Source organism: Polynucleobacter sp. es-MAR-4 (assembly GCF_018882055.1).
Lineage (GTDB): Bacteria > Pseudomonadota > Gammaproteobacteria > Burkholderiales > Burkholderiaceae > Polynucleobacter.
Genome location: NZ_JACVPF010000001.1, coordinates 836,998 through 863,057, shown reverse-complemented (window position 1 = coordinate 863,057; position 26,060 = coordinate 836,998). Strand labels below are relative to the sequence as shown.

25 protein-coding genes and 1 tRNA gene are annotated in these 26,060 nt (G+C 45.8%); 22 read left to right on the top strand and 4 right to left on the bottom strand.

Annotation, left to right across the window (positions count from 1 at the left end; translation table 11 throughout):
* Positions 1 to 37 precede the first annotated feature (37 nt).
* The gene (locus tag ICN16_RS04390; protein WP_216134624.1) at positions 38 to 1,144 is read right to left on the bottom strand and encodes an aromatic ring-hydroxylating dioxygenase subunit alpha; all 1,107 of its coding nucleotides are present in this window, start codon (positions 1,142 to 1,144) and stop codon (positions 38 to 40) included.
* 162 nt (positions 1,145 to 1,306) lie between these two features.
* Here ICN16_RS04390 and xseB point away from each other — a divergent pair, with 162 nt between their 5' ends.
* The 4 genes from xseB to folE2 are packed head-to-tail and all read left to right on the top strand — an operon-like array spanning position 1,307 to position 5,230.
* Entirely contained in the window at positions 1,307 to 1,540 is a 234-nt protein-coding gene (gene xseB / locus ICN16_RS04385; RefSeq protein WP_216134621.1) for an exodeoxyribonuclease VII small subunit, read from the top strand.
* A 22-nt stretch (positions 1,541 to 1,562) separates the two neighbouring features.
* The gene (locus tag ICN16_RS04380; RefSeq protein WP_216134616.1) at positions 1,563 to 2,456 is read left to right on the top strand and encodes a polyprenyl synthetase family protein; all 894 of its coding nucleotides are present in this window, start codon (positions 1,563 to 1,565) and stop codon (positions 2,454 to 2,456) included.
* A 16-nt stretch (positions 2,457 to 2,472) separates the two neighbouring features.
* Positions 2,473 to 4,377: a 1-deoxy-D-xylulose-5-phosphate synthase gene (gene dxs / locus ICN16_RS04375; protein ID WP_216134613.1), complete on the top strand. Its 1,905-nt coding sequence runs from the start codon at positions 2,473 to 2,475 to the stop codon at positions 4,375 to 4,377.
* Positions 4,378 to 4,402: 25 nt separating this feature from the next.
* The gene (gene folE2 / locus ICN16_RS04370) at positions 4,403 to 5,230 is read left to right on the top strand and encodes a GTP cyclohydrolase FolE2 (RefSeq protein ID WP_216134608.1); all 828 of its coding nucleotides are present in this window, start codon (positions 4,403 to 4,405) and stop codon (positions 5,228 to 5,230) included.
* Positions 5,231 to 5,252: 22 nt separating this feature from the next.
* On the opposite strand, the gene tsaD is transcribed toward folE2, so the two are convergent.
* Positions 5,253 to 6,326, bottom strand: coding sequence for a tRNA (adenosine(37)-N6)-threonylcarbamoyltransferase complex transferase subunit TsaD (tsaD, locus tag ICN16_RS04365; protein ID WP_216134605.1), 1,074 nt, complete (start codon positions 6,324 to 6,326; stop codon positions 5,253 to 5,255).
* Positions 6,327 to 6,403: 77 nt separating this feature from the next.
* Here tsaD and rpsU point away from each other — a divergent pair, with 77 nt between their 5' ends.
* From rpsU to ICN16_RS04290, 15 genes are all read left to right on the top strand, one after another.
* The gene (rpsU, locus tag ICN16_RS04360) at positions 6,404 to 6,616 is read left to right on the top strand and encodes a 30S ribosomal protein S21 (RefSeq protein WP_011903537.1); all 213 of its coding nucleotides are present in this window, start codon (positions 6,404 to 6,406) and stop codon (positions 6,614 to 6,616) included.
* A gap of 120 nt (positions 6,617 to 6,736) precedes the next feature.
* The gene (locus tag ICN16_RS04355; RefSeq protein WP_216134603.1) at positions 6,737 to 7,183 is read left to right on the top strand and encodes a GatB/YqeY domain-containing protein; all 447 of its coding nucleotides are present in this window, start codon (positions 6,737 to 6,739) and stop codon (positions 7,181 to 7,183) included.
* Positions 7,184 to 7,211: 28 nt separating this feature from the next.
* Positions 7,212 to 9,161, top strand: a complete 1,950-nt coding sequence (dnaG, locus tag ICN16_RS04350; protein ID WP_216134601.1) for a DNA primase — start codon at positions 7,212 to 7,214, stop codon at positions 9,159 to 9,161.
* Positions 9,162 to 9,385: 224 nt separating this feature from the next.
* Positions 9,386 to 11,980, top strand: coding sequence for an RNA polymerase sigma factor RpoD (gene rpoD / locus ICN16_RS04345; RefSeq protein ID WP_216134599.1), 2,595 nt, complete (start codon positions 9,386 to 9,388; stop codon positions 11,978 to 11,980).
* Positions 11,981 to 11,993: 13 nt separating this feature from the next.
* Positions 11,994 to 12,070: transfer RNA gene (locus ICN16_RS04340), tRNA-Ile, on the top strand.
* Between the two features lie 112 nt (positions 12,071 to 12,182).
* On the top strand, positions 12,183 to 14,063 hold the full coding sequence (locus ICN16_RS04335) for a carbon-nitrogen hydrolase family protein (protein ID WP_216134597.1): 1,881 nt from the start codon (positions 12,183 to 12,185) through the stop codon (positions 14,061 to 14,063).
* Between the two features lie 64 nt (positions 14,064 to 14,127).
* Positions 14,128 to 14,991, top strand: coding sequence for a carotenoid biosynthesis protein (locus ICN16_RS04330; RefSeq protein WP_216134595.1), 864 nt, complete (start codon positions 14,128 to 14,130; stop codon positions 14,989 to 14,991).
* A gap of 60 nt (positions 14,992 to 15,051) precedes the next feature.
* Positions 15,052 to 16,344, top strand: coding sequence for a lipase family protein (locus ICN16_RS04325; protein WP_216134593.1), 1,293 nt, complete (start codon positions 15,052 to 15,054; stop codon positions 16,342 to 16,344).
* A gap of 116 nt (positions 16,345 to 16,460) precedes the next feature.
* Positions 16,461 to 17,111, top strand: coding sequence for a cupin domain-containing protein (locus tag ICN16_RS04320; RefSeq protein WP_216134591.1), 651 nt, complete (start codon positions 16,461 to 16,463; stop codon positions 17,109 to 17,111).
* Positions 17,112 to 17,244: 133 nt separating this feature from the next.
* Positions 17,245 to 18,018: a hypothetical protein gene (locus ICN16_RS04315; protein ID WP_216134589.1), complete on the top strand. Its 774-nt coding sequence runs from the start codon at positions 17,245 to 17,247 to the stop codon at positions 18,016 to 18,018.
* Between the two features lie 52 nt (positions 18,019 to 18,070).
* Positions 18,071 to 19,777 carry an amidohydrolase gene (locus tag ICN16_RS04310; protein WP_216134576.1) on the top strand — a complete coding sequence of 569 codons (1,707 nt, stop codon included), beginning with the start codon at positions 18,071 to 18,073 and terminating at the stop codon, positions 19,775 to 19,777.
* A gap of 120 nt (positions 19,778 to 19,897) precedes the next feature.
* A complete protein-coding gene (locus tag ICN16_RS04305) occupies positions 19,898 to 20,704 on the top strand; it encodes a fused MFS/spermidine synthase (RefSeq protein WP_216134573.1) in 807 nt (268 codons plus the stop codon).
* Between the two features lie 96 nt (positions 20,705 to 20,800).
* The gene (locus tag ICN16_RS04300) at positions 20,801 to 21,067 is read left to right on the top strand and encodes a DUF1488 family protein (RefSeq protein WP_216134570.1); all 267 of its coding nucleotides are present in this window, start codon (positions 20,801 to 20,803) and stop codon (positions 21,065 to 21,067) included.
* 49 nt (positions 21,068 to 21,116) lie between these two features.
* On the top strand, positions 21,117 to 21,521 hold the full coding sequence (locus tag ICN16_RS04295) for a translational machinery protein (protein WP_216134567.1): 405 nt from the start codon (positions 21,117 to 21,119) through the stop codon (positions 21,519 to 21,521).
* 37 nt (positions 21,522 to 21,558) lie between these two features.
* A complete protein-coding gene (locus tag ICN16_RS04290; protein WP_216134556.1) occupies positions 21,559 to 22,014 on the top strand; it encodes an ion channel in 456 nt (151 codons plus the stop codon).
* Positions 22,015 to 22,039: 25 nt separating this feature from the next.
* On the opposite strand, the gene ICN16_RS04285 is transcribed toward ICN16_RS04290, so the two are convergent.
* Positions 22,040 to 22,930 (bottom strand): transporter, encoded by an 891-nt coding sequence (locus tag ICN16_RS04285; protein WP_216134553.1) that lies wholly within the window; start codon positions 22,928 to 22,930, stop codon positions 22,040 to 22,042.
* An 86-nt stretch (positions 22,931 to 23,016) separates the two neighbouring features.
* Here ICN16_RS04285 and ICN16_RS04280 point away from each other — a divergent pair, with 86 nt between their 5' ends.
* Positions 23,017 to 23,676 (top strand): hypothetical protein, encoded by a 660-nt coding sequence (locus tag ICN16_RS04280; protein WP_255533595.1) that lies wholly within the window; start codon positions 23,017 to 23,019, stop codon positions 23,674 to 23,676.
* Here the strand turns inward: ICN16_RS04280 and ICN16_RS04275 are convergent.
* Positions 23,660 to 24,586, bottom strand: a complete 927-nt coding sequence (locus ICN16_RS04275) for a histone deacetylase (protein ID WP_255533594.1) — start codon at positions 24,584 to 24,586, stop codon at positions 23,660 to 23,662. The two genes, ICN16_RS04280 and ICN16_RS04275, sit on opposite strands and share 17 nt — an antisense overlap.
* 30 nt (positions 24,587 to 24,616) lie before the next feature.
* Between ICN16_RS04275 and ICN16_RS04270 the strand changes: the two genes are divergently transcribed.
* A complete protein-coding gene (locus ICN16_RS04270; RefSeq protein WP_216134550.1) occupies positions 24,617 to 24,799 on the top strand; it encodes a DUF2256 domain-containing protein in 183 nt (60 codons plus the stop codon).
* A gap of 3 nt (positions 24,800 to 24,802) precedes the next feature.
* Positions 24,803 to 26,059 (top strand): DASH family cryptochrome, encoded by a 1,257-nt coding sequence (locus ICN16_RS04265; protein ID WP_216134548.1) that lies wholly within the window; start codon positions 24,803 to 24,805, stop codon positions 26,057 to 26,059.
* Position 26,060: the final 1 nt, after the last annotated feature.

The following is a 26,060-nucleotide window of genomic DNA, read 5'->3' as shown; positions in this document are numbered from 1 at the left end:
GATGGCTTCCTGTCTAGAGCGGGTGAATGTGACTGAATTATGCGCCTTGGTAGTTCATAGCACGACGGTACCATTCATGAAAATGCTGCATGCCATCTTCCATCGGGCTTTGGTATGGTCCCACCTCATTTTGACCGCGGGCTAGCAGGGCGGCACGACCAGCATCCATGCGCTCCGCAATTTCATCATCCTCAATGCAGGTTTCCATATAGGCCGCACGTTCTGCTTCTACGAACTCGCGCTCAAAAAGGGCGATCTCTTCTGGGTAATAAAACTCGACGATGTTGCGAGTCTTGTTCGGGCCCATTGGGTGTAGTGTCGAGACGCACAAAACGCCTGGGTACCACTCCACCATCACATTAGGATAGTAGGTCAGCCAGATGGCGCCATGGCGCGGTGTCTTGCCTTCATGGTGGCGCAACACCGCTTCGTGCCACTTTTGGTAAACCGGTGAGCCAGGTTTCTCTAGGTTCTTGTGAATGCCAACTGTTTGCACGCTATGCCAGTCACCGAATTCCCAGCGCAGATCTTCGCAGGAAACAAATTTACCTAAACCTGGATGGAAAGGGACAACGTGATAGTCCTCAAGATAGACCTCAATAAAAGTCTTCCAGTTGTAATTACATTCATGGACTTCAACATGATCTAGAACGTAGCCTTCAAAGTTGAGATCATCAGCAACGCCGAGTTTGGCAAGATCGGCGCGCACATCACGCGGACCTTCAAATAAAAGTCCTTGCCAATTTTGCAAAGGTGATTTGCCAAGGTTGAGACAGGGCTTGTCTTCAAAATGGGGTGCACCCATGAGTTGGCCATTTAAATCATAGGTCCAGCGATGCAAGGGGCAGACAATGTTGTCCGTCTTACCTTTGCCATTGAGCATCAGTGCTTGGCGATGACGGCAGACATTAGATAGGAGTTCAACACCTTCTTGATTGCGAACCAAGAGGCGACCTTCATTTTCCGAGCTCAGGGTTTGATAAGAGCCAATTTCAGGAACCATGAGTGCGTGACCAACATAGCCTGGGCCCTGCTTAAAAAGCAGTTCAATTTCACGCTGATAGAGTTCAACGTCAAAATAAGCCGAAACCGGCAGTTGTAAATTGGACGGCGCAAGCTGCTGCGCGGTAGCCAGATTAGTCATTCTCCCCACCCCCGAAAACGTCAGCCGAAGCTAAGCGGAATAACCAATCCAACCATCGACGGATCGATATTGGAAAGGAAGGAGGGGATTATACCCATCTGACCCCCGTCTCGCTTTAATATGTAGGGCTACACAGGTAAGAAATTTGAAGGAAACAAGCTAATGCCAGCAAAGAAATCTGAGGGTCAGAAACCCGGTCTTGAGGTTCAAATCGACCCTAACTTGCGTTATGAGCAGGCGGTAAAGGAGTTAGAAAAGCTCATTTCTGACATGGAGTCTGGCAAATTCTCCCTTGAGGAGACGCTTTTGGCCTACCAACGTGGTGCAGCACTCCTTAAGCATTGCCAGGCTACGCTGGCTCAAGTTGAGCAGCAAGTTCGGGTATTTGAAGCGTAAGCATCGCCGAGATTTGATCTTTATGAACAACGCACATGCATTCGAGGATTGGGTTCGCACTCACGGGCAGCGAACTGAATTGGCTTTAGAGAGCTTGCTTGATGCTGCCAATACCAACCCTGCGCGTTTGCATGAAGCCATGCGTTACGCCGCTCAAGGTGGTGGTAAGCGCATTCGTCCTTTATTGGTTTATGCCGCTGGCGCCTTGAGTGATGATGCAAATCAAAATGCATTGGATGCTGCTGCAGTGGCGATTGAATGCGTTCATGCTTATTCATTGGTGCATGATGATTTGCCTTGCATGGATGATGATGATTTACGTCGTGGTCGACCTACAGTACATAAAGCTTATGACGAGGCGACTGCTTTGTTAGTTGGCGACGCATTGCAAACCCGTGCATTTGAAGTTTTAGCAAATGCGCAGTGCGATGCTGACAAGCGCTTGGCGATGATCAGTATCTTAGCCGGAGCGTCTGGTTCGCGAGGAATGGCAGGCGGGCAAGCAATTGACCTGGAAAGCGTGGGAAAGAAATTAGATCTTGCGGGCTTAAAGCAAATGCATGCGATGAAAACGGGGGCTCTGCTTTCTTGTTCGGTACAGATGGGTGGGATTGCTGCCAAACTTAATTCGATTCAGATGCAACACCTTCAAAATTACGCCCAAGCTTTAGGTTTGGCCTTTCAAATTGTGGATGATGTTCTTGATGCCACTGCGGACAGCCAAACCCTGGGTAAAACCGCTGGAAAAGATGCTGCGAACGACAAGCCTACCTATGTGACCTTGATGGGTTTAGACTATGCCAAGAAAGCAGCAAAAGATTTACAAGAAACGGCGATTGCTAGCTTAGAGAGTTTTGGTGCTAAAGCCCAGGCTCTGAAAGATTTGGCTCTGTTGGTGGTTAATAGAGGCAAATAAGATTACTGAAGATTTGATGACTTTAAATTCCATTCACTCCCCCGCAGACTTAAAGAAACTTCCACGTGAGCAGTTGCCTGCGCTCGCAGATGAGTTGCGCCAGTTTGTATTGGATTCTGTTTCTAAAACGGGCGGACATCTTTCATCTAATTTAGGAACGGTTGAGTTATCGATTGCGCTGCATTATGTCTTCGATACGCCACAAGATCGAATCGTGTGGGATGTGGGTCATCAAAGCTATCCCCACAAAATTTTGACTGGTCGTCGTGAGCGCATGAGTACCTTGCGTCAGTTCGATGGCTTATCTGGTTTTCCGCGCCGTAGCGAGAGCGAATACGATGCTTTTGGTACTGGCCACTCCTCAACGAGTATTTCTGCGGCAATGGGAATGGCGCGCGCCTTCCAAACCAAAGGTGAGAAACAGGTTGCTGTAGCAGTGATTGGCGATAGCGCGATGACTGGCGGTATGGCATTTGAGGCCATGAACAATGCCGGCGTGTATGACGACTTGCCACTAGTAGTGATTCTGAATGACAACGATATGTCGATCTCGCCGGCAGTGGGCGCGCTCAATCGACACCTCGCCAGATTGTTGAGCGGCAATATTTATTCAGCTACTAAGAAGGGTATTGATAGCGTCTTATCTATTGCCCCACCATTACGCGAATTTGCAAAGCGCTTAGAAGATCATGCCAAGGGCATGGTCTCGCCATCAACCATTTTTCAAGAATTTGGATTCAATTATTTTGGCCCAATCGATGGCCATGACTTGGATGCATTGATACCAATGCTACAAAACGTGCGTCGTTTAGCGCTCGAGGGTCGCGGCCCACAGTTTTTACATGTTGTGACTCGCAAGGGTCAGGGTTATGAGTTAGCGGAAGCAGACCCAGTGCTGTATCACGGCCCAAGTAAGTTCAATCCAGTGGAGGGTGTTCAGAAATCTGCGACTCCTTCGCCTAAAACTTTTACACAAGTTTTTGGTGAGTGGTTGTGCGATATGGCGCACGCCGATCCGTTATTGATTGGTATCACTCCAGCAATGCGTGAAGGCTCTGGTCTCGTTGAGTTTGAAAAGAATTTCCCTAAGCGTTATTACGATGTTGGTATTGCAGAACAGCATGCAGTGACTTTTGCTGCTGGTATGGCATGCGAAGGTATGAAGCCAGTGGTAGCAATCTACTCAACCTTCTTGCAACGCGCCTACGATCAACTCATTCATGATGTGGCGATTCAGGATCTGCCAGTGTTATTTGCGTTAGATCGTGCTGGCTTAGTTGGTGCAGACGGCGCAACCCATGCAGGTGCATATGACATCCCATTTTTACGCTGCATTCCAAATATGTTGGTGTTGACGCCTGCTGACGAAGCAGAGTGCCGTGATTTATTGACAACAGCTTTTCATCAGCCACATCCAAGTGCAGTGCGTTACCCGCGTGGCGCTGGCGTTGGAACAATTCCTTCAAAAGAATTACGTACCGTGCCATTAGGTAAAGGTGAATTGCGTTGTAAGTCCAGCGCGCCTGCTGGTCAGCGCATTGCGATTTTGGCTTTTGGCACTTTGCTCTACCCAGCGCTTGAAGTGGCTGAACAAATCGATGCCTCTGTTGCCAATATGCGTTTTGTAAAGCCATTGGATCTGGAGCTTCTCAAGTCCTTGGCGCAAGACCATGATTATTTTGTGACGATTGAAGATGGCGCGATTCAGGGTGGTGCCGGTAGCGCATGTTTAGAGGCACTCTCTGCAATGGGTATCAATAAGCCCTTATTGCAACTAGGTCTTCCGGATGAATTTGTTGAGCATGGCGATTACAAGCTCTTGATGAGCAAGTGTGGCCTGGACTCTAAGGGAATTGCAAAGGCGATTTCCCTGCGTTTCCCTATCAAAAATGCCGTAAATCCTGTGGCTGCAGGCAAATAAGTCATTTTTGCCTGAAAATAGAGCCATGAACGATATCAACACTGCCTTTCTCAAGACGCAAACTATGCCGGACGTACAGTCCTCGCATGATGAGCGTGCTTTGCCAATTGAGCAGGTGGGGATTCGGGGATTGCGTCATCCATTGAGCGTCCGTACTCAGACGGGTGTGATGCCAGCTGTTGGTAATTTTGAAATGGATGTGGCTTTGCCTGCGCACGTGAAGGGCACGCATATGTCCCGTTTCATTGCGCTATTACAAAAACATAATGAACCGATTGATAGTGCGTCTGTAGTTGCCATGGTGCACGAGATGTTGCCGCTACTCAATGCAACAGAGGGTCGCATTCAATTCACTTACACACACTTTGTTAAAAAAGCAGCACCAGTTTCTGGTGTGGAAAGTTTGATGGATTACGAAGTGACTTGGGTTGCGAAGGCAAAACAAAATACATCGGGTGCAATCGATGTTGAGTTAAACCTACGTGCTTTAGTTCCAGTCATGAGTTTGTGCCCTTGCTCGAAAGAGATTTCTGAGTACGGTGCGCATAATCAACGTTCGCATGTAACGATGTCGGTAGAGCTTGATCCAAAGACCAAGATGACGGTAGAGGATTTGGTTGCAGCCGCTGAGAGTCAAGCCTCTAGCGAGTTGTGGGGCTTGCTGAAGCGCCCTGACGAGAAGTGGGTTACCGAGCGCGCATATGACAATCCAAAGTTTGTAGAAGACTTGGTGCGCGATGTTGCTGGTCAGCTCAAAAACGATGATCGTATTTTGTCTTTAGTGGTTGAGGCTGAGAACTTTGAGTCGATTCACAATCACAGCGCCTACGCCAAAATTAGTCTGACTAAGTAATTAGTACTAAAACGAGATGTGCTTAAGCGAGATTGTTGCTCGCCAAATCCCAACGGGGTTTGATATCAAAAGCACCTGAAGTGGTTGATCCATTATTTTCTGCCAACATGCGTAGTGCTCCAGCAAATGCAATCATCACGCCGTTATCGGTGCATAGATCGACTGGTGGGTAGTGCACTTCAAATCGATTCTTCTTGGCGCTGGCATTAAGGGCTGCGCGTAATTGCAAATTGGCTCCCACGCCACCAGCCAGCACCAAATGTTTGCAACCTGTTTGTTTGAGGGCTTTCTCAGATTTGCTGACCAATACTGCCACCAAAGAATCGACAAAGCTGCGTGCGAGATCCGCATGAAATGTTGCAATTTCAGTAGGATCTGAAATTCCGAGTGCCTCAAACTTTTTGACTTGATTGAGAACGGCTGTTTTAAGTCCTGAGAAGGAAAAATCCAAATCTCCCGAGTGCAGCATCGGTTTGGGCAGGTCAAATCTTCCAGATTGGCCTTTTTCTGCCAATTTGGAGATGGCGGCGCCACCCGGGTAGTCCAAGCCTAGCAATTTGGCCGTTTTATCAAAGGCTTCGCCAGCAGCATCATCCAAGGTTTCGCCCAGAAGTTGGTATTTACCAACCCCGCTGACCAGCATTAACTGGGTATGCCCACCTGAGACAAGGAGGGCGATAAATGGGAATTCCGGTACGGAGACCCCTAAAAGTGGAGAAAGCAGGTGCCCTTCCAGGTGATGCACTCCAATCGATGGCAAATTGAGCCCTTGAGCTAGGGATTTAGCAAAAGCGCTGCCCACAAGTAGGGCACCAGCTAAGCCGGGACCCTGGGTATAGGCCACGGCATCTATATCCTTTAATTTGAGCCCAGCTTCATGCAAAGCATCGTCTAAAAGGGGTAAAACCCGCCTTATATGGTCTCTGGAGGCCAATTCTGGGACAACACCCCCGTAATCTCGATGCATCGCGATTTGGGAGTGCAAAGCCTGTCCCAGGATGCCCTGATGGGCTGGGGCGCGGTTTTCCCAGGGGGAGGTGTCGTAAAGGGCTACCCCGGTCTCGTCACAAGAAGTTTCTATGCCTAAAACAATCATTTTTTTGCTTGGTCGTGCTAGAATCGCGTTTCAGTTAATTTTTCGATATTTTTCGAGCATATACGAGTTAAACAAGTATGACTACAGTCCGCCTCCGTGAGAACGAACCTTTTGAAGTGGCATTGCGCCGTTTCAAGCGCACCATTGAAAAAAATGGTCTTTTGACAGACTTGCGTGCCCGCGAGTTCTACGAGAAGCCAACGGCTGAACGTAAGCGTAAGAAGGCCGCTGCTGCTAAACGCCATTACAAGCGTATTCGCAGCCAGATGTTGCCTAAAAAGCTTTACTAATCGAATTTAAAAGCTCTCCTCACCGAGAGGCTTTGAAACCCGCTGACGGTGAAACGCAGCGGGTTTTTGCTTTTGAATCACCAGCAATTTATTAGATATTGAATACCGGGGAAAAATGCCATGAGTCTGAAAGATCAAATCACTGAAGATATGAAAAACGCGATGCGTGCGAAAGAAGTGGCGCGCTTGGGAACTATCCGTCTTTTACTGGCAGCCATTAAGCAACGTGAAGTGGATGATCGTATCGTGATGGATGACGCTAGCGTCATTGCTACTGTTGAGAAGATGATTAAGCAGCGTAAAGATTCAATCTCTCAATTTGAAAAAGCCAATCGCGATGATTTGGTAGCAATTGAAGCGGCTGAGATGGATATTCTTCAAGACTATTTGCCAGCACAGTTATCCGATACTGAAGTAGAGGCTGCAGTAGCTGCAGCAGTTGCATCAACAGGGGCAGCTGGCCCACAAGATATGGGTAAAGTAATCGGCGTTCTTAAGGGCCAGTTAGCTGGTAAAGCTGATATGGGTAAAGTTTCTGGTTTAGTCAAAGCTGCGCTCGCTAAATAAGTTAAAAACAAAGCCTCATCCATAACTGATGGCTCTTATCCCTCAATCCTTCATTGCCGATTTGTTAAATCGGGTTGACATCGTTGATGTGGTTGGGCAGCACGTGAAGTTAAAAAAAGCGGGCGCGAACTTTCAAGGTTTGTGCCCCTTCCATTCTGAGAAATCCCCTTCATTTTCAGTGTCACCTACCAAGCAGTTTTATCACTGCTTTGGTTGCGGGGCACACGGCTCTGCGATTAGTTTCCTCATGGAGTATTCCGGTCTTGGTTACGTAGATGCCATTGAAGACTTGGCACGTTCCGCAGGTTTGGATGTACCGCGTGAAGAGCGCACTGCGAATGATGTTGCACGTCAACAGCAGACCATGGCCTTAAGTGAGGTCATGAGTGCAGCAGCCGATTGGTATCGCCAACAACTCAAAGTAGCGCCTCGTGCAGTCGATTACCTTAAGGGGCGCGGCCTGACTGGTGAGATCGCTAAACGCTATGCATTGGGTTATGCCCCCGATGGTTGGCAGGGTCTTGAATCAGTCTTTGGTACTTATGCCAATGATGAAGTGGCAAAGACTTTGCTTGAAGGCGGTTTACTGATTCAGAGCGAGCAGACTGAAAACAATCAAACTGCAAGACGCTACGATCGCTTCCGTGATCGCATCATGTTCCCGATTCGCAATCCCAAAGGTCAGACCATTGGCTTTGGTGGGCGCATCTTAGATCAAGGTGAGCCAAAGTATTTAAATTCACCCGAGACACCACTGTTTTCTAAAGGCAATACGCTGTATGGATTGTTCGAAGCAAGACAGGCCATTCGTTCGCAAGAATATGTTCTCGTATGTGAGGGCTATATGGATGTCGTGGCACTCGCGCAATTGGGATTCCCTAATGCGGTAGCTACCTTGGGTACAGCTTGTACCGCTAATCACGTACGGATGTTGTTGCGCCAAACCGATCGCATCGTGTTTTCGTTTGATGGCGACTCTGCTGGCCAGCGTGCTGCGCAGCGCGCACTAGAAGCATGTCTGCCATTGATGTCTGACGACAAGGAGATTCGTTTTTTATTCCTGCCGACAGAGCATGATCCCGATAGCTATGTACGTGCTTATGGTGCGCCTGCCTTCGAAAAAGTTATTAAAGAGGCCATGTCGATTTCGAGCTTCTTCTTCAAGATAGTGAGTCAAGATCACGAGCTGACAACTCCAGAGGGTAGAGCGCAAACCCATCACGCTGCAAAACCGTTGTTGCTATCGATGCCACCAATTGCTTTGCGTACACAAATTTTGCGCGAGCTGGCTATTCGTACAAATTCAACGCCTGCAGAGCTGGAGTCTTTCTGTGGATTGACGGTAGCGCCTGCACCAGTGCAGCAAGGCTCTTATTCAGCAACGAATCAACGCGCACCTAACTTTGTGCAGGCCAATAGCGGTAACAGGACGCAGGGTGCACCTTGGCAGGCATCTAAAGGGTCAGCGAAAAGAGCTCCCATACAAAATATTCCTCCACCTCAGGCGCCCACCGATCTAGCCGAGCAGATGCTACGCGTCTTAATTCAGTTTCCGCATTTGGGAAAAGCCTTGGATGCTAATAAGAGGGCGCTTGCTTTACAAGCTTCCGAATTACGTTCTGTAAAAGCATTGGAGCTCATGAAGGATCTACTGGCTCAATGTGACCAGGTTGAGTTGATTCCTGGTGAGAATGGCAAGCCACCTACAGTAGGTGCTGGAGCATTTGCACTATTCCAAGATCAGCTATCCCGCAGTGAGCTTGCCCCACTCTATGAAGTATTGAGAAAGCGGGTGATGGGTTCTGATTTAGACCTTGATGGTGCTGTTGCTGATCTTGATGGGGCATTTAAAAAACTGGAACTTACCCATCTCAAGATGGAAATGACAGAAATCGCCCAAAAGATCGCTGCAAGTACGGCCACTGAGCAAGATCGGGCTCGATATCGCGAGTTGGGCGAAAGATTGAAATTCTCCTAAGAATTTTCTGATTTAGCCCTAGAAAAACTCGAAATTTACCCCATATTTTTAGTGGTGGAGGGGGTAAAAAAGTCGCAATCGACTATAATCCTCTATTCCCAGAAAAAAACCGATTTAATTCAGCCACTTGCGCTTTATTTTGAAGAAATTTGGGGCAAGTGGACAGCGAGACTGTATTTAGTCAGTCAAGATCAATCATCAGTAACGTGAGTAAGTGCTAATAAATGCCAAATATTAAGAAAAAACCAGCAGCTAAACCAGCTAAGCCTGTAGCGAAAGCTAAAGCACCAGCAAAGCCAGCGGCAAAAGCCAAGGCACCCGCTAAACCAGTTGCTAAAGCAAAAGCGCCAGCTAAGCCAGTAAAGGCAGCTGCTAAACCAGTGAAAGCCCCGGCTAAAGCGCCAGCTAAACCAGCACCGAAAGCCAAGGCTCCAGCCAAGCTTGTAGCTAAAGCGAAGACGCCTGCTAAGTCCGTGAAAGCTCCAGCTAAACCAGCTAAGCCTGTAGTTAAAGCGAAGACGCCTGCTAAGCCCGTGAAAGCTCCAGCTAAACCAGCCAAGCCTGTAGCGAAAGCGAAGGCACCAGTAAAGCCTGCAGCTAAAGCGCCAGCACCAACTAAAGTAGTAGCTAAGACTGCAGCTAAAGCACAAGCAAAAGCACCAGCTAAGGCCGAGAAAGTTGAAGCCCCTAAAAAAGGTAAGGTTGTCGCCCCTAAAGTTGTTGCGGTGAAAGAAGTTAAGCCGGCAAAAGAAGCTAAAGGTAAAAAAGCGAAGGAGGTTGAAGTTGAGGCAGTAGCAACTGAGGAAGTAAAAAAAGGCCGCAAGCCAAAAGCGGATGCTCCTGCTGAAGGTGCTGAACCAGTTTTAACTGATCGTCAAAAAGCACGTGAGCGTAAAGCAAAAGAAAAGGCGCTCTTAAAAGAATTCGCAGCACAACAGTTAGGCTCTGAAGAGCAACAAGAATTACGCCGTACCCGCCTCAAGACATTGATCAAGATGGGTAAGTCCAAGGGTTATTTAACTCATGGCGAAATGAATGACGTGATGTCAGATGAGTTATCTGATGCGGATGCATTGGAAACGTTGATCAGCCTTTTAAACGACATCAACATTACTGTTTATGAGCAGGCTCCAGACGCTGAAACATTGTTGCTCAATGAAAATGCTTCAGCAACAACTTCTGAAGAAGAGGCTGAGGAAGAAGCAGAAGCTGCTTTAGCTACTGTTGATTCAGAGTTCGGACGTACAACCGATCCAGTGCGTATGTACATGCGCGAGATGGGTACCGTTGACCTCTTGACCCGTGAAGGCGAGATCGTCATTGCGAAGAAGATTGAAGCAGGCCTTAAAGACATGGTGATGGCTTTGGCTGCTTGCCCTGTCACGATTGGCGAGATCTTGGCTAACGTAGACAAGATTGCTAGCGGTGAGATGGAGATTGATCAGTTCGTAGACGGATTGGTCGACCCTAATGCTGAAGATATTAAGCTTGGACCAGAAGAGCCAGAAGTTGACCCAGATGCTGAAGAGGGTGACGAAGAAGGTGGAGAAGATGAAGGCGGCGGTGGCGGCGGTGGCGCAGCTACAGCTAATGCTAAGCAATTAGAGGAACTCAAGCAGATCTCACTAGAGAAGTTTGCAATTGTTCGCACTCAAGCTGACAAGATGCGTCGTGCTTTTGATAAAGAAGGCTATAACTGCCCAGCGTATATCAAGGCGCAAGAGGCTATTCGTGGTGAGTTGCTTGGTTTCCGTTTGACTGCCAAGAGTGTTGAGAAGTTATGCGACACCATGCGTTCACAAGTAGACCAAGTTTGGAAACTCGAGCGTGGCATTGTGAGTTTGTTGGTGGATAAGGTTGGCGTCAATCGTGGTGATGTACTTAAAGACTTCCCTAAGATGTCCATGAACCTAGAGTGGACCGCTAAGTTACTCAAAGAGAACAAGCCATACACAGCATTGCTACAGCGTAACGTTCCAGCGATCCAGGAACTTCAACAAAAGTTAATTGATATTCAGACTCGTGTTGTATTGCCACTTCCAGAATTAAAAGAAGTGAACAAGCAAATGATTGCTGGTGAGAAGCGTGCACGTGAAGCAAAACGTGAGATGGCTGTAGCCAACTTACGTTTGGTTATCTCGATTGCTAAGAAATACACCAACCGTGGTTTGCAGTTCTTGGATTTGATCCAAGAAGGTAATATCGGTTTGATGAAGGCGGTAGACAAGTTTGAATACCGTCGTGGTTATAAGTTCTCGACTTATGCAACTTGGTGGATTCGTCAGGCAATTACCCGTTCTATTGCTGACCAAGCACGTACGATTCGTATTCCAGTGCATATGATTGAAACAATCAACAAGATGAATCGTATTAGCCGTCAAATCTTGCAAGAAACTGGTCATGAGCCAGATGCTGCAACCTTGGCACTCAAGATGGAAATTCCTGAGGACAAGATTCGTAAGATTATGAAGATCGCTAAAGAGCCAATCTCCATGGAGACACCAATTGGTGACGATGAAGATTCTCATTTGGGTGACTTCATTGAGGATGGCAATACCTTGGCTCCAGCTGAAGCGGCATTGCATGACTCTATGCGCGATGTAGTTAAGGATGTTCTCGATTCATTAACACCACGTGAAGCAAAAGTATTGCGTATGCGCTTCGGTGTTGAGATGAGCACAGACCACACTCTCGAAGAAGTTGGTAAACAGTTTGACGTAACACGTGAGCGTATCCGTCAGATCGAAGCCAAAGCCCTGAGAAAAATGCGTCATCCAAGCCGCAGCGACAAACTCAAGACCTTCCTCGAAGAAGATTGATCCAAAGACTAACGGGCCTATAGCTCAGTTGGTTAGAGCAGAGGACTCATAATCCTTTGGTCCCAGGTTCAAGTCCTGGTGGGCCCACCAGAAATGAAAATACCAACCTTCGGGTTGGTATTTTTTTAGCTAGTTCGTAGTATTAAATCTGACTATATTGGCATCTGATATAGTTTTTAAATCAAACCAATCCATCTAGTTCATGAAAAAATCCACAGCAACCCTCATTACTTTTTTAGCCCTATTTCCAGTCATTATTCATGCCGTAGAAATTAAAGTTGCTGCCGTTGAATTTAATCCTGCTGAACAGAATGTGCAGGCTAATATTGATGGGATAGCAGCTAAAGTAACTACAGCTTCTCAGAATGGGGCTAAGTTAATTGTTCTGCCAGAGGTTGCTGTAACGGGTTGGATTATCGGAAGCAAAAAGGACTCAGATACGATTCCAGGCAAAGCGACTGCAGCAATGGAAAGGATTACGAAAAAATATAACAACTATGTTGTGATTGGCTTATATGAGAATGATCCTGTAACTGGATTAACGCACAATGCTGCCGCCCTTATCGGGCCAAAGGGATATATTGGTAAATATCGTAAAAATCAATTGCCACCTGGTGACTTTAGTACTGCTACGCCAGGTAATTTAGGCTTCCCTGTATTTGATACTGATATTGGCAGAATAGGAATGCTGATTTGTTTTGACGATAGCCGTCTGCAATCTTTATTGGTTCCTAGTTTGCGTGGAATAGATATATTGGCGATGCCAATTGGTTCCGATACGACACCTAAGTTTGAAAAAGTGAGCAATGGCAATCACTCAACCATTGCAAACATAGCAACCTTGTCTCCTTGGATTGGCATTAATACTGTGGCCACAAATCAAGCGGGGATAGTTAAGATGCCCCAAGTCAAATTTGTCGATCAATTTACGGGGGGATCCTCTATCTGGGATAGCAGTGGAAAACAACTCACTAGTTCAAAGGCAGGTACATGGACCAATCCTCAGGAGCCCACAATCATTTATGCCACTATAGATACCAATAAGAAAAGTGAACAAAAAGAGTTTTGGCTAAAGCATCGTCGCCCAGAGCTCTATGGTATCTACAACCTATATAAAGCACCTGTTGATCCTGTAGCTAATAATGCCCAGAATCAAATCGGTGCACTGTTAATTCAATATGATCCGGTTAACGGGGATGTAGATGCGAATGCTAAAAAAGTAGAGAGCTTGATTAGGGCCAATCCTAATGGCTTTAATCTCGCAGTATTGCCATTCAATTCATTTATAGGAAAAGTGGCCCTCAATAAAGCGAATATTTCTCAATATGCTGAGACTCTTGATGGCAAGAGTGCCACATTGGCATCCAACCTGGCAAAAAATTACAAGACTTATCTTTTATTTTCCATGCCTGAGATAAGAGGTGGAAAGTATTACGAAACTGCAGTTCTTTTTGATTTCAACGGCAAACAAGCTGGGGTTTATCGCAAATCTCATTTAAATGATGGTGAGCAGCAGTGGGCTACGCCAGGTAATGATCTTCCTGTTTTTAGTACTAACGACTTGGGTCGAGTCGCAGTCATGCTCAATGATGAAGTGCGTATACCTGAGTTAACTGAGGTTTATGCATTAAATAGGGCCGACCTCATCCTTATTCCAGCAATGTATGACGGAAAAGCATATGGTGGTGAAGTGAATATCCCCAAGGGCTTAGTGCCGGCAGCCAGCAATCGAGGCATGTATATGTGGTTTGATATTGCAAAGTACTCTCAAGCCTATACGCTGGTAGCAAACTATCTTCCAAAGGGGTCTAGCGAATTTGCTGCTAGTGCCTTGTATTCCTTGGTGCCAGAGGAGGGTTTTTACCCTCCCAATATTGCACCCAATAAAGAAACTGCACATCAAGTGCTGTTTACAACTCACCTGCAAAACAATCTATGGATAGACCAACAGAAGTTGGTGGTGGGTAGACGTTATGATCTTGCTGCCCCCTTGACCCTTGATTCTCAAGGCGCTTGTTTTAAGGAGTGGCAAAAAGATTCGACTAGTAAAGATGTTTGCCCAAAGACAGCAGGTGGAAGATAAAAATATTCAGGTAATTTTATTTGAGATTTATGGTGAATAAATATTGCCATCAACTGGGGATATCGTGTCTGATAAAAATAGTAATTTAACTCTTTGGCTGCTAGTTGTTCTTTCTGCAGCGCTGGCCATTTTTGGAGCAATGCCGTTTGCAATTGGTTTTGCAGGGACCTTGAGCATTATTGGCACGATTGCTAGGCTGATATTTGCTTTAATCCACGGCTCCCAAAGACTAGGCTGGCGAAACCTGGGAATCATGTTTGTTATTACATGTGTTGTTAGCTGGTGCTATGAATCACTTAGCATTGCAACTGGTTTCCCATTTGGTCATTATGAGTACACATCAGAATTGGGACCAAAGCTGGGAACCGTTCCGGTGATGATCATGCCAGCGTATTTCGGTGTGTGTTACCTCGCCTGGGTTTTAGCTCATGTACTTTTAGACAAATTTGATCGACAAGCTGATTCACGTTTGACCTTCGCCATCCCTGTAATAGCAAGCTTTGTTATGGTGATGTGGGATATGAGCATTGATCCATCATCATCGACAGTGAAGCATGAGTGGATTTGGCAGGATGGTGGCAGCTATTTTGGAGTCCCATTTTCTAATTTCCTTGGATGGTATCTATGTGTCTATACCATCTTCCAGTTTTGGGCTATTTATTTAATGCGCGCAAAGCCGATGAAGAATTGTGCCGCCGATGAAAAGAAGTCAAGCTGGTACCTTCCTATTGCGTTCTACGGCACTATTTTCCTGGGGTCCATTGCGATTGCTGCTTTGGCTGGGGATGGCACTATTACGGATGCAGCTTCTCAGGTTTGGTCTGTAAAGGCGCTCAGTCGCTCTTTGGGTCTCGTGTCTATATTCTCGATGCTTTTTGTAACCTGCTTAGCCTTTTTCAAGGTGCGAAATAATGATCATTTGCGCTAGTAACTCGCTGATTATTTCTTAATAATTATTAATAGTATTGAATTTACCAAAAGGATTTTTATGAAGATGTTGGCGCGCCACCTATTTCTGGCTACCCTTTTAATATCAACGACGGTATTTGCTGATCCGCCAATGCAGCCTTTTTACTCCTCTGTTATGAAAATGGCTCCTGATGGTAAGTTGGGGCAAGTAATTAAGAAGGAAAAGATTGAGACTTCCGTTCAAGGCGCGCAGGCTTGGAGAATTGCCTACATCTCATCTGATGTTGGTGAGCGCAAGACAATTGCTACTGGAGTCATCATTGCCCCAAATGGAGTCGCTCCCAAAGAGGGCAGGCCTATTATGTCCTGGGCTCATGGCACAACCGGCTCAGCTCAAAATTGCGGACCTTCTCAAGTGATTGATCCAACGGCCCCTCTGAATGAATATTTTTTGATGGATGGCAACTCTTGGACTGATTACGGCATTCCGAATGTGGAGCAATTTATTAAAGAGGGCTATGTGATTGTTGCTACTGACTACCAGGGTTTAGGTGGCGGTGGCAAGCATCAATATGCGGTGGCTGGGACAAATGGTAGGGATGTGATTAACGCTGCAAGGGCTGCTAGCTCTATGAAGGAAGTGGCAGCTGGTAAAAAGACTGTTGTGTATGGTTGGTCACAGGGTGGTGGAGCGACTATTGCTGCTGCAAGCTTGCTGGACTATCAGGCTCTTAAAGGTACTGCTGCTGATGATCTGCAATACCTTGCTTATGTTGCCTTGGCGCCGGATGATATCGCAGCTATGTTGCCAGTAGTTCCAAGTGATGAAGCCGGGGCGAAGAAGCTCATGAATGAGTTTACGCAAGCCAATGTCCCGAATGTGTTCTTATTTGCTCATTATGTAATGGGACTTTGGGGTGCACAAGCCGCATATCCCAATTTACAGTTAAACGATGTGCTAACTGATGAAGGCGCAAAGGTTGTTGATAAGCTCTCCAGAAATAAATGTATGCATGTGCTGGCTGATACTTTTAGCTATGCCTATGGAGACAAATACAAATCATTATTAAAGCCCGAGCCAAGCAACTCTTTAGCGTGGGTAAAAGCATTTGTTGATGGTAGTGTGAAGCCGGTAAAGCCAATAGCACCAGTTGTGATTTACTGGGGCACTAAAGATACCGCGGTTCCTCCAGTCATGCATGAGCTTTATCAAAAGCAGATGTGTGCCATGGGGGCAAATATCGGCAGAGTTCAGCTTCCAGGAGAGCAAACGCACTTTTCAACGCCTGGTGTCTCAGCGCCCATGTATCTGGAGTGGGTCAAAGACCGCATTGCTGGAAAACCATTGACGAATGGTTGCCCTCAAAACTAAGCAAATGAATTTGTCGTAATAGGAAAGCCACCCTCGGGTGGTTTTTTATCTTTTGAGCAACAATTCTGTTCCATTGTTATTCTTGTATCTAATAATTTGTTACTAAAAAGATTTTTATGGATATGCATTCTGACTACAGTAAGCGTGTAGTGCTTCATCATCATGAATTGCCATGGGTCTCAAGCCCCACAAAAGGTGTTGAGAGACGCATGCTTGATCGTCAGGGTGATGAGGTGGCGAGGGCTACCTCGATCGTTCGATACGAAGCTGGAGCGAAGTTTCCAGCCCATACCCATGAATTTGGAGAAGAGATCTTGGTGTTAGAGGGGGTATTTAGTGATGAGACTGGTAACTATCCAGCTGGCACATACATCATGAATCCCCCTGGATCATCTCATGCGCCATTTAGTGAGGATGGCTGCACTCTTTTTGTTAAGTTGAGACATCTTGGGCCGGAACAGACTGAGCGTGAGATTGTGGATACGCATTCTGCGCCGTGGTTTCAGGGAATGGTGCCTGGTTTAACCGTAATGCCTCTGATGAGGCAGGGCACAGGCTCTACATTAGTCAGGTGGGCGCCTCAAACCTACTTCAATCCCCATAAGCACTATGGTGGCGAAGAGATTTTTGTAGTTGAGGGTGTATTCGAAGATGAGCATGGGCGCTATCCTGCGGGCTCATGGATTAGAAGTCCCCACATGAGCATGCATCAACCTTTTAGCAAAGAAGGTTGCACAATCTTGGTTAAGACTGGGCACCTAATATAGCTTGAATGTAGGCCAATATTGCATTATTTTATCCAAGCGCTAAATTGCTCTTTAGCTCATCGGGCAAAGCCATTTAAAATAACTGTTGTAATTTTTATCACCTTTTAAATTCAGCTTAATTTATTCGCCCATTATGAAAAACACGCTACTCAAGACTCTTTTTGGGATCTCTGCAGTATTTTCACTTGCTGCTCATTCTTACGCTGCTGAGGAGTTATCTCCGATTCCTAAGGTTTCAGATCAATGGCGCTTTGAAGTAACTCCCTACCTTTGGGCTCCTGCGATCAATGGCACGCTTGGTTTAGATAGTGGTCTGTCTAAATCTGCTGACTTTACATCTAGCAATATAGTGAGCAATCTCAAGTCGGGAGGCATGATTTCGGCTGAGGCTCATCAGGGCCGTTGGGGTGTGATGGGAGATGTAGTCTCCGCAACACTGCAAAAAACTGGTGCGATTCCAAACACTGGCGGCGTCATCGGTGACAAGATTACTCTTCAGCAAACTATCTTAACGGGAGTTGCCACCTATACAGTGGCCAATACCAAAGAAGCATATTTAGATGCTCTGCTCGGAGCGCGTGCAATTTATGCAACCGCAACCTTGAATGTGAGTGGGTATGGAACAGTATCTAAAACAACCTCTACTGTTGATCCCATTGTTGGCGCAAAAGGTCGCTATCGCATTGCAGATTCCACTTGGTATGTTCCGTTCTATGGAGATATCGGTAGTGGTGGGGGTACAACTAACTTAACTTGGCAAGCTATGGCAGGGGTAGGTAAAACATTTAATCAGTTGGTAGACGCATCCTTGACCTATCGCGCCCTGTACTACGATATGAAGGACGGCGGCGTCCTGCAAAAAACGACTATGTTCGGTCCGCAGGTAGCGGTGACATTCAAATTTTAAATAAGTCTCAACTAAGCCTCAAATAATCGCTGTTCACATTTAGGAAGTAAATATGAAATTCGCACCCAAGTTACTCACATCCCTATTGATTGCGCACTGTGCTTTTGCCTTTGCTAAAGGCAATGCGGACACTATTTTCTACGGTGGTCCTATCGTTACTGTTAATGCGAAGAATGAAGAAGTTCAAGCATTGGCCATCCAGAATGGCAAGATTGTTGCCGCTGGGACTAAAGATGCAGTTACCAAAGAGTGGCAAGCTAGCACTACTAGGGTGATTGATCTTCAAGGCCAAACGCTGATGCCAGGATTTGTAGAGCCTCATGTGCACATCATGGTGACCGCTGTCTTTGAAGGCTTAGGATTAAATTTAAGTAACTTCACTTTGCCTTATGACACTAAAGAAACGTTAATCCAAAAAATGAAAGCAGGGTTAAAGAATGTACCCGCTGGCGGTTGGTTATTTGGCTTTGGTGTTGATCCATCACGTACAACTCCATTTATGGCAGAACTCACTGCTGATGATTTAGATAAAGTATCAACTACTGTTCCCATTTTTATCGTGAACCAATCTGGCCATATTGGCTACGTAAATCACAAGGCTTTAGAGCTTGCTGGTGTTACAAATAAAACTCCAAACCCTGCTGGTGGTGGTATTTATGTGAAGGATGCAAAGGGTCGACTCACTGGCAAGCTGGTGGAGCCACCAACTTATTTGCCATTTATGGCCAAAATGCCGAACCCAACGGAAGAGCAATTATTTGCTGCTATCCAAGGCACTATGAAGAAAATGGCATCCACTGGAGTAACGACAGCCTCTGACATGAGTGTTGGAGGTAATTTTGGAGTGGATAAAGAAATAGCAATTTATAAAGCAATTTTTGCGAAGAATGCATCGCCGATCCGGGTGCGCGGATACTTATTTAGCGAGACTTTACCTGTTGGATATAACGCAATTAAGCCTAATGAGGGCGATGATAATTTACGCTTCATTGGCATTAAATATATTACCGATGGTTCTACCCAGGGTTTAACGGCCGCACTAAATGAGCCATATAGCTATCCAAAGAACTCTACATGGACTGGCTCACTCAACTATAAAGATGCGGATATTTATGCATCTATGAAGTCATATTTTGATCAAGGCTGGCAAATTTCCTCGCACTCAAATGGTGATAAAGCGATTGATCAAGCTTTAAATAGCTACTCCAAATTATTGGCAGGCAATCCCAATCCACAAGAGCGTCGTTTGCGTATTGAGCATTTCACAGTCAATCATCCAGAGCATGTTAAAACGGCGGTCAAATTAGGTGTGGTGCCAAGCTTTACTATTGGTCACGTTGATTACTGGGGTGCAGCATTTAATAACCACATTATTGGGTCTAAGCGCGCTGAACGTATTGATCCTGCTGGGGACTTCAAGCGTGCAGGTGGCAAATTTACGCTCCATAGTGACTCGCCAGTTTCCAATGTCGGCCCGTTGAATTATGTAAGCGAAGAGGTAACGCGCCTATGGCAACTGCCCCCACAGAAAGTACTTGGACCAACTCAAGCAGTTTCTGTTGATGATGCAATTCGTGCAATTACGATCGATGCTGCATACCAAATCTTTGCTGACAATATTGTTGGTAGCTTAGAAGTTGGCAAGCAAGCCGACTTGGTGGTGCTCGAGAAGAATCCTCGCAAAACTCCGCCAGCAGAGATTCGTAATATCAAAGTCAAAGAAACTTGGATCGATGGTAAGCAAGTGAGTCTTAAGTAAAACGATTTACTGCCTACCATCAAAGAAGATGCCCGCTGCCGCGGGCTTTTTCTTGGCTTGAATCGATGTTGTTCAAGCTCCTCCAAGCCAATTAAAGAATTAAGGGCTTTATGATGAGGGATGTCTCTCATCCAATCAACGGGAATCCAAGCTCTTAAAGAGGGCCTTTCTAAATTAAAAGAAAGGTTTGACGGTACCCAAGGCGAGCCCTATATCGTCGAGAGCAAAAAGTTCAAAGCACTCTATTTCGATAGTGAGTCTACTCAAAGCCTGATGGATATGCAGGCGCCCATTCGCTTGGTAGTGAGTTACACCGAAACTATGATGGGATTTTTACTTTTCCATGCAACCCCCAAGAGCATTGCCATGATTGGTTTGGGTGGGGGCTCTCTTGCAAAGTATTGCCACCATCATTTGCCAAATGCATTTATCTTGGTTTTGGAAAACAACCCTAAAGTGATTGCGCTGAAAGATAAATTTCACGTCCCTGAAAATAGCGAACACTTCAGGGTACTTGAGGCTGATGGTGCCGCCTATTTGAGGAATACTGAAGAAAAATTTGATGTATTACTTGTTGATGGGTATACCAAACTAGGGCAAGCGGCACAGCTTTGTAGTGAGGATTTTTATGCCAGTTGCCTAGAGTGCTTAAACCCAGATGGTGTTTTGGTGATTAACTTCTCTGGTGCGGCAGGGCTGAATCAGGTCTATCAAGAGCGAATTGATCGAGTCTTTGATCATCCATCCGTATTGGTGGTGGAAGACGATCGAATGAACCAGATTCTATTTGTGAGTAAAGATTCAAGTCTGAATACCCCATCTGAGGATCTCTTGAGGAGATCTTCCGCGTTAACTAAAGTTCATGATATTCATCTGGCCAGAACCACTCAGAACTTTTTGTCCCAACGAAAACTCGATTCGCGCTAGTGAAGAACCTGGAATTTGATATATATCAAGTACACTTTGTCCATTAGGGTCAAACTATTAGATTAATTTGACTATTTTTAATAAAGTGAGTCCCCCATGAAGCTTGAATTTGTTGGTCCTGCATCCGTTTTAGAGAATGGCGATGTCTCTTATCCGGCAACGCTAGATGGTAAGCCCCTTAAATGCAGCTTTAGTTATGAAGCCCTACAGGACTTAGATCCTGATGCTGTTGAGACAAATGCTTTGCAATTGTTTAAAAATCATCAGCTGAAGTTACTCTCGATTGCTGAGCAAAAGATATTGAATGGTCATGCTGTGGATGGTGCTGTGCATTTATTCAGTCACGATCTAGTTTTAGATTAATCATTTCAACCGTATTTAGTACCCTGTTTTTTAATTAGAAAGAGAAGATATGTCATTTAATCACGCTGTTATTTGGATTGATCATCAAGAAGCACACGTTATTTATTTCAATCCCACCGCTAGTGAGAGCGAAGTCATCAAGACTAGATCTACCCATAAAAACGTGCATCACAAAAGTGGCTCCGTCAGTGGCGCACGCGCTGAACCAGATCAACATTATCTGCATGAAGTTATTCAAGCTGTGATGGAATCTAAAGAGATTTTGATTGTTGGGCCTGGCTCTGCAAAATTAGATTTAATGAAGCATGCTACTAAGCATGATCACAACATTGCTGAAAAAGTTGTTGGTATTGAGACTGTTGATCATCCTACTGATGGACAGTTGCTGGCTTATGCTAAAAAGTATTTTGCTAGAGTAGATGCTTTAAAAGGCGATACCGTCATTACTGGTTAATATATTTATCCCCCTGAAAATGGGGGATAATTTATTTATGCTGCTGATTACTGCCTTCACCATCAATGGATCTCTAGCTCTTCTTGCGATCCTGCTTCATTACGAAGCTCTTTTCCAGTTGGATAAGTTATTGCCAAAATTGGCGCATATTGCACCCCGTTTTCGGGTCTTGATAGGTGTTGGCGCCATCTTCATGGCACACGTCATTGAGATCTGGCTATTTGCCCTGGGTTATTTCTTTACTTTGCAATTTCCAATGATGGGTGAGCTTGTTGGCAACCTCTCTGGTCATGGAATATTGCTAGATTGTGCTTATTTGTCGTTCGTGACCTTTACCACTCTGGGTTACGGTGAGATTGTGGCGCAAGGCTATTTACGTTATTTGACTGGAGTGGAAGCCTTGACTGGCTTCATTCTGATCACTTGGTCCGCTTCATTTCTATTTATTGAGATGCAGAAATATTGGACCAACTCTAAAAATACACAGATTTAGTAGTTTTTATAGATACCACTTGGCATTAAAACTCTTTCATTAGACGCAGCACTAATACCCGAGTTTGTACGTATCCATTTTTGATTTCCATATCTCTGCCATATTGCAAAGAAAATCTTCCGATGGGGGTATGCGCCTGACCGCTCAGTAAAAATCTTTGGGTGTTAACTACGTTATTGATGTAAGTGTTATTAATCGAGGTTGCACCACCCGCAACATAAAAATAGGATGCGCCAACGGTGAAGATTTGGTTGATGCGATAGATTGGACCAAGTTGAGTGGTGGTGAGAGGTTTCTGAGTGAGTGAGCCATTGGTGCTGAGTCCACAAGTGGCTCCACACTGACTATTGCCCCCAAACCACATCGTATCAACTGCGATCATGCCATCGATGCTTTCGGTAATAGGTGATTGAAAGCCCATTTGCAGGTCTGTCCGAAATCGATTCTCACCGACATTAAAAGCCCTTTGGCTTGAGTAGCTTCCAGTAGGACTGATTAAGTAGCCTGCCACTCCAAAATAGGTTCTAGTATTTTTATTTGCGTAAGGCCAAATGGCGGTAGCAATGGTGAGGTCGCCAATACCGCTATCACTCGACAGACTGGAGAGTGACCCAGCTGGGCGAATCGTTCCGTAGGGAAGCTGTAGGTAAGTGACGGCGGGTAATTCACCAAGGGTATAGGTTCTAGCGCCTCGTAATATGGCACTTTGAGTGTCAATGACTGGGCTGGCATTGGGTGGATTGCTTGCTACGGCACCATTTCTATAGAGCGTGGAGTTCTCAGTGTTGAGGTAGCTGACCGTAAGGTAATTTTTATTTGGCGCTGGGGCAACAATGTCATTGGGCTGTAAATCAATCGCCCATGCTAAAGCCGGCCCAAAAGCCGCTAACAGGAGGAGATTTTTAATCCTAAACATAGTGCGTGGATTTTAATGTGCATTTCTATATCTTTTATAAAACTTGTCTAGGCCCTATAAAATAGGGTTTCTGAACTTATTTTTTAATGTTGTTCTTTTCTTTGGTGGCCATGACCTATCGCTCAAACGTATTCCTTGCCCTATGCATGGCATTTAGCTTGGTGATGTTATCCGGCTGCCAGTCAACTGGCAGTGATGGTAAGCCTTTAACTACCCAGCAGATTGCACAGAAGAGAGGCGCAACGCTTGAAATGTCTAAGGTTGGTTTGGCTGCCTTAATTAAGCAAAACCCGGCAATCAAGAGAGATATAGAAACAGCACCAGGATATGCAGTGTTCAGTACTACCAATGTCAATGTGGTGTTATTGGTCTTAGCTAGAGGCGAGGGCGTCTTGTTTGATAAGCGCCGATCAGAGCCTATCTTTATGCAGGCCATGAAAACTGGCGAGGGTATTGGTGCGGGATATCAAGATCAGTACCAGATTATTATTTTTAAAAACACGGATGCAATTGATCAGTTTTTGTTGACCTCAATTGATGGTCATCGTGGTGGCATGGATGTGGACGCTAATTTTTCCGCTGGCTCTGGCGGTACTGTTCGGTCCTTTAACCCCTACATCACAATCTACACGGTTGGGCTTTCGGGTTATGACTTGCAGGCCAACTATGGTGGAACACTCTATTTGGTTGATCAGCAACTCAATGATGCTAAGACGCTCAATAATTTACCTAAGAAGAAGCAGTAGAAAACTTGAGCGCAGTTTGAATGGATTGGAGATGAATATCGACTGTAGTATTGATTTCCTTTCCGTATCCACCAGCCATTGAAAAGGCTATTGGAATCTGGCGATCTGCGCCATACTGAAAGACGTACTCATCTCTTAGGCGCATGCCTGCTTTACTGATGTTTAACTTTCCCAGCCTATCCCCTTCATGGGGGTCAGCTCCAGCCAAGTAAATAATAAAGTCCGGCTTAAATGCATCCAGTATCTCCATGCCTTGATGCAGCGCCTTCAGATAGTCGTCATCCTCGCAGCCATTTGCTAGCCCAATATCCAAATCACTCTGCTCTTTGGTGAATGGGAAGTTATTCTCCCCATGTATCGATAGGGTGAAAATAGAGCTGTCATGCTGAAGAATAGATGCGGTGCCATTGCCCTGGTGCACATCTAAATCAACTACGGCTACTTTGAGTTTTGGATGCACCTCTTTTTGCAAGGCCCTGGCTGCAATAGCTGAGTCATTAAATACGCAAAAGCCGCTACCCATATTGCGATAAGCATGGTGGGTTCCTCCCGCAAGATTTGCTGCCAAGCCTTCATTCAGCGCTGCCTTTGCTGCGGCAACGGTAGCGCCCGCAGAGCGCCTAGAGCGTTCTACCATCAGCTCGCTCCAAGGAAAGCCAATCTCCTGCTGTTCCTTGGCATTTAATTCGCCTGAAACAACTTTAACAAGGTATCTAGGATCGTGCGCATACAGAATTTGTGTGTCGGTAGCGGCAGGCGCTTCTACAAGCTCAATGCCCTCAAGTCCGGCTACTAGGTTGCGGAGCTGGCTGTACTTTTCCATCGGAAAGCGGTGTCCCGGTGGAAGTGGTAAAACATAGTGGTCGGTATAAAAAGCTTTCAAGGGCTGTCTCACATATGCAGAATGCATATGAGTCTATTCGTTTTTCTATAGGTAGGTATGTCTCGATCTGAAAAATCCAGTTTTAAAGGAAACAAAGCATTCTTGCCCAGCAAAACCTGCTTGGTTTGTGGCAAAGAGATGACCTGGCGTAAGTCTTGGGCTAAAAACTGGGATGAGGTCAAATATTGTTCTGACGCTTGTCGCTCTAAAAAACCTGCTACAGGCAGGGCTGAGTCGTAATTTATGAGTACATTGATTTATTGGTTTCGCAATGATTTGCGTCTGTCTGATAATCCAGCTTTTGCGCAAGCATGTCTAAATGCCGAACATCTGTTGCCAGTCTACGTGCATGACTGCAAAGAGCAAAAAACGGTGTACGGTTTTGAGCGACAGGGCTTACATCGAAAAACCTTTTTACGAGCCTCCTTGGATGATTTGAGGGTTGAGCTCCAAGCGCAGGGATCAGATCTCTTAGAGCTTTATGGCGAACCCCAAGTAATACTCCAGAAATTACTGACTGACACTGTCGCGAAGTCAGTCTATTGTGAGCAAATAGAGGCCCCTGAAGAAATGGAGCTAGTAAGAGTGTTGCGAGATCAGGGTATGGATATTCGGGAGTTTTGGCAATCAAGCATGTTGGAGCCACAAGACTTGCCATTCGCTTTAGAAAAAATGCCCGATATGTTTACGGCATTTAGACGCGAGGTGGAGCGGGCACAGCTCAAGTTTGCAAAGCCTATACCGACGCCACAGCATATTCCTGCGCTACCAGCATTTTTGCCTCAAGGCTCAATATTGCCCTCTAGCACTCAATCATTTGCGCACCCGTATTTTTTGGGAGGTGCTAGTCATGCGCAAACGCACCTCAAGCAATATCTAGAGCGACGTCTTCCTGATGACTATAAGGAAACTCGCAATCAACTGATTGGAATGGATTACTCCAGTAAGTTTTCAGCATGGCTTGCCTTGGGTTGTATTTCAGTAAGAGATATTGCAGCTCAACTCAACGAGTATGAAAATTGCTACGGTGCCAATGATGGGACCTATTGGCTTTGGTTTGAATTACTTTGGCGCGATTATTTCCGCTTTATTCATTTCAAGTATGGCCAAAGCTTGTATCGTGCAGGCGGCTTAACAGGCTTGCCCGTTAAGCCATCATCCCTGGCTAGCTTTGAGCAATGGCGCTCTGGTAACACTGGTACGGAGTTAGTGGATGCAGGTGTGCGTGAGTTGCATCACACTGGCTATCTCTCCAATCGGATGAGGCAAATCGTTGCAAGTTACTGGATATACGATATGAACGGCGATTGGCGTGCTGGTGCTGCCTGGTTTGAGTCTCAGTTAATTGACTATGACGTTTATAGCAACCAGGGTAATTGGTTATATATCGCAGGTCGCGGTACAGACCCCAGGGGAGGCAGGCCTTTTAACGTGGCCAAGCAAACCCAAGATCATGATCCTCATGGCGTTTATCGCAAGCTTTGGTTGTCAGCCGGCTAGC

What these genes read in the sequence shown, in the direction of transcription:
- ICN16_RS04305 (WP_216134573.1), top strand. Translation starts at nt 19,898, where the DNA reads ATGTCTCTCATCCAATCAACGGGAATCCAAGCTCTTAAAGAGGGCCTT.
- ICN16_RS04280 (WP_255533595.1), top strand. Translation starts at nt 23,017, where the DNA reads ATGTTGTTCTTTTCTTTGGTGGCCATGACCTATCGCTCAAACGTATTC.
- ICN16_RS04270 (WP_216134550.1), top strand. Translation starts at nt 24,617, where the DNA reads ATGTCTCGATCTGAAAAATCCAGTTTTAAAGGAAACAAAGCATTCTTG.
- ICN16_RS04320 (WP_216134591.1), top strand. Translation starts at nt 16,461, where the DNA reads ATGGATATGCATTCTGACTACAGTAAGCGTGTAGTGCTTCATCATCAT.
- ICN16_RS04275 (WP_255533594.1), bottom strand. Translation starts at nt 24,586, where the DNA reads ATGCATTCTGCATATGTGAGACAGCCCTTGAAAGCTTTTTATACCGAC.
- ICN16_RS04290 (WP_216134556.1), top strand. Translation starts at nt 21,559, where the DNA reads ATGCTGCTGATTACTGCCTTCACCATCAATGGATCTCTAGCTCTTCTT.
- ICN16_RS04310 (WP_216134576.1), top strand. Translation starts at nt 18,071, where the DNA reads ATGAAATTCGCACCCAAGTTACTCACATCCCTATTGATTGCGCACTGT.
- xseB (WP_216134621.1), top strand. Translation starts at nt 1,307, where the DNA reads ATGCCAGCAAAGAAATCTGAGGGTCAGAAACCCGGTCTTGAGGTTCAA.
- ICN16_RS04300 (WP_216134570.1), top strand. Translation starts at nt 20,801, where the DNA reads ATGAAGCTTGAATTTGTTGGTCCTGCATCCGTTTTAGAGAATGGCGAT.
- ICN16_RS04265 (WP_216134548.1), top strand. Translation starts at nt 24,803, where the DNA reads ATGAGTACATTGATTTATTGGTTTCGCAATGATTTGCGTCTGTCTGAT.
- ICN16_RS04325 (WP_216134593.1), top strand. Translation starts at nt 15,052, where the DNA reads ATGAAGATGTTGGCGCGCCACCTATTTCTGGCTACCCTTTTAATATCA.
- ICN16_RS04295 (WP_216134567.1), top strand. Translation starts at nt 21,117, where the DNA reads ATGTCATTTAATCACGCTGTTATTTGGATTGATCATCAAGAAGCACAC.
- ICN16_RS04390 (WP_216134624.1), bottom strand. Translation starts at nt 1,144, where the DNA reads ATGACTAATCTGGCTACCGCGCAGCAGCTTGCGCCGTCCAATTTACAA.
- ICN16_RS04335 (WP_216134597.1), top strand. Translation starts at nt 12,183, where the DNA reads ATGAAAAAATCCACAGCAACCCTCATTACTTTTTTAGCCCTATTTCCA.
- dxs (WP_216134613.1), top strand. Translation starts at nt 2,473, where the DNA reads ATGACTTTAAATTCCATTCACTCCCCCGCAGACTTAAAGAAACTTCCA.
- dnaG (WP_216134601.1), top strand. Translation starts at nt 7,212, where the DNA reads ATGGCTCTTATCCCTCAATCCTTCATTGCCGATTTGTTAAATCGGGTT.
- tsaD (WP_216134605.1), bottom strand. Translation starts at nt 6,326, where the DNA reads ATGATTGTTTTAGGCATAGAAACTTCTTGTGACGAGACCGGGGTAGCC.
- ICN16_RS04355 (WP_216134603.1), top strand. Translation starts at nt 6,737, where the DNA reads ATGAGTCTGAAAGATCAAATCACTGAAGATATGAAAAACGCGATGCGT.
- ICN16_RS04380 (WP_216134616.1), top strand. Translation starts at nt 1,563, where the DNA reads ATGAACAACGCACATGCATTCGAGGATTGGGTTCGCACTCACGGGCAG.
- ICN16_RS04285 (WP_216134553.1), bottom strand. Translation starts at nt 22,930, where the DNA reads ATGTTTAGGATTAAAAATCTCCTCCTGTTAGCGGCTTTTGGGCCGGCT.
- folE2 (WP_216134608.1), top strand. Translation starts at nt 4,403, where the DNA reads ATGAACGATATCAACACTGCCTTTCTCAAGACGCAAACTATGCCGGAC.
- rpoD (WP_216134599.1), top strand. Translation starts at nt 9,386, where the DNA reads ATGCCAAATATTAAGAAAAAACCAGCAGCTAAACCAGCTAAGCCTGTA.
- rpsU (WP_011903537.1), top strand. Translation starts at nt 6,404, where the DNA reads ATGACTACAGTCCGCCTCCGTGAGAACGAACCTTTTGAAGTGGCATTG.
- ICN16_RS04315 (WP_216134589.1), top strand. Translation starts at nt 17,245, where the DNA reads ATGAAAAACACGCTACTCAAGACTCTTTTTGGGATCTCTGCAGTATTT.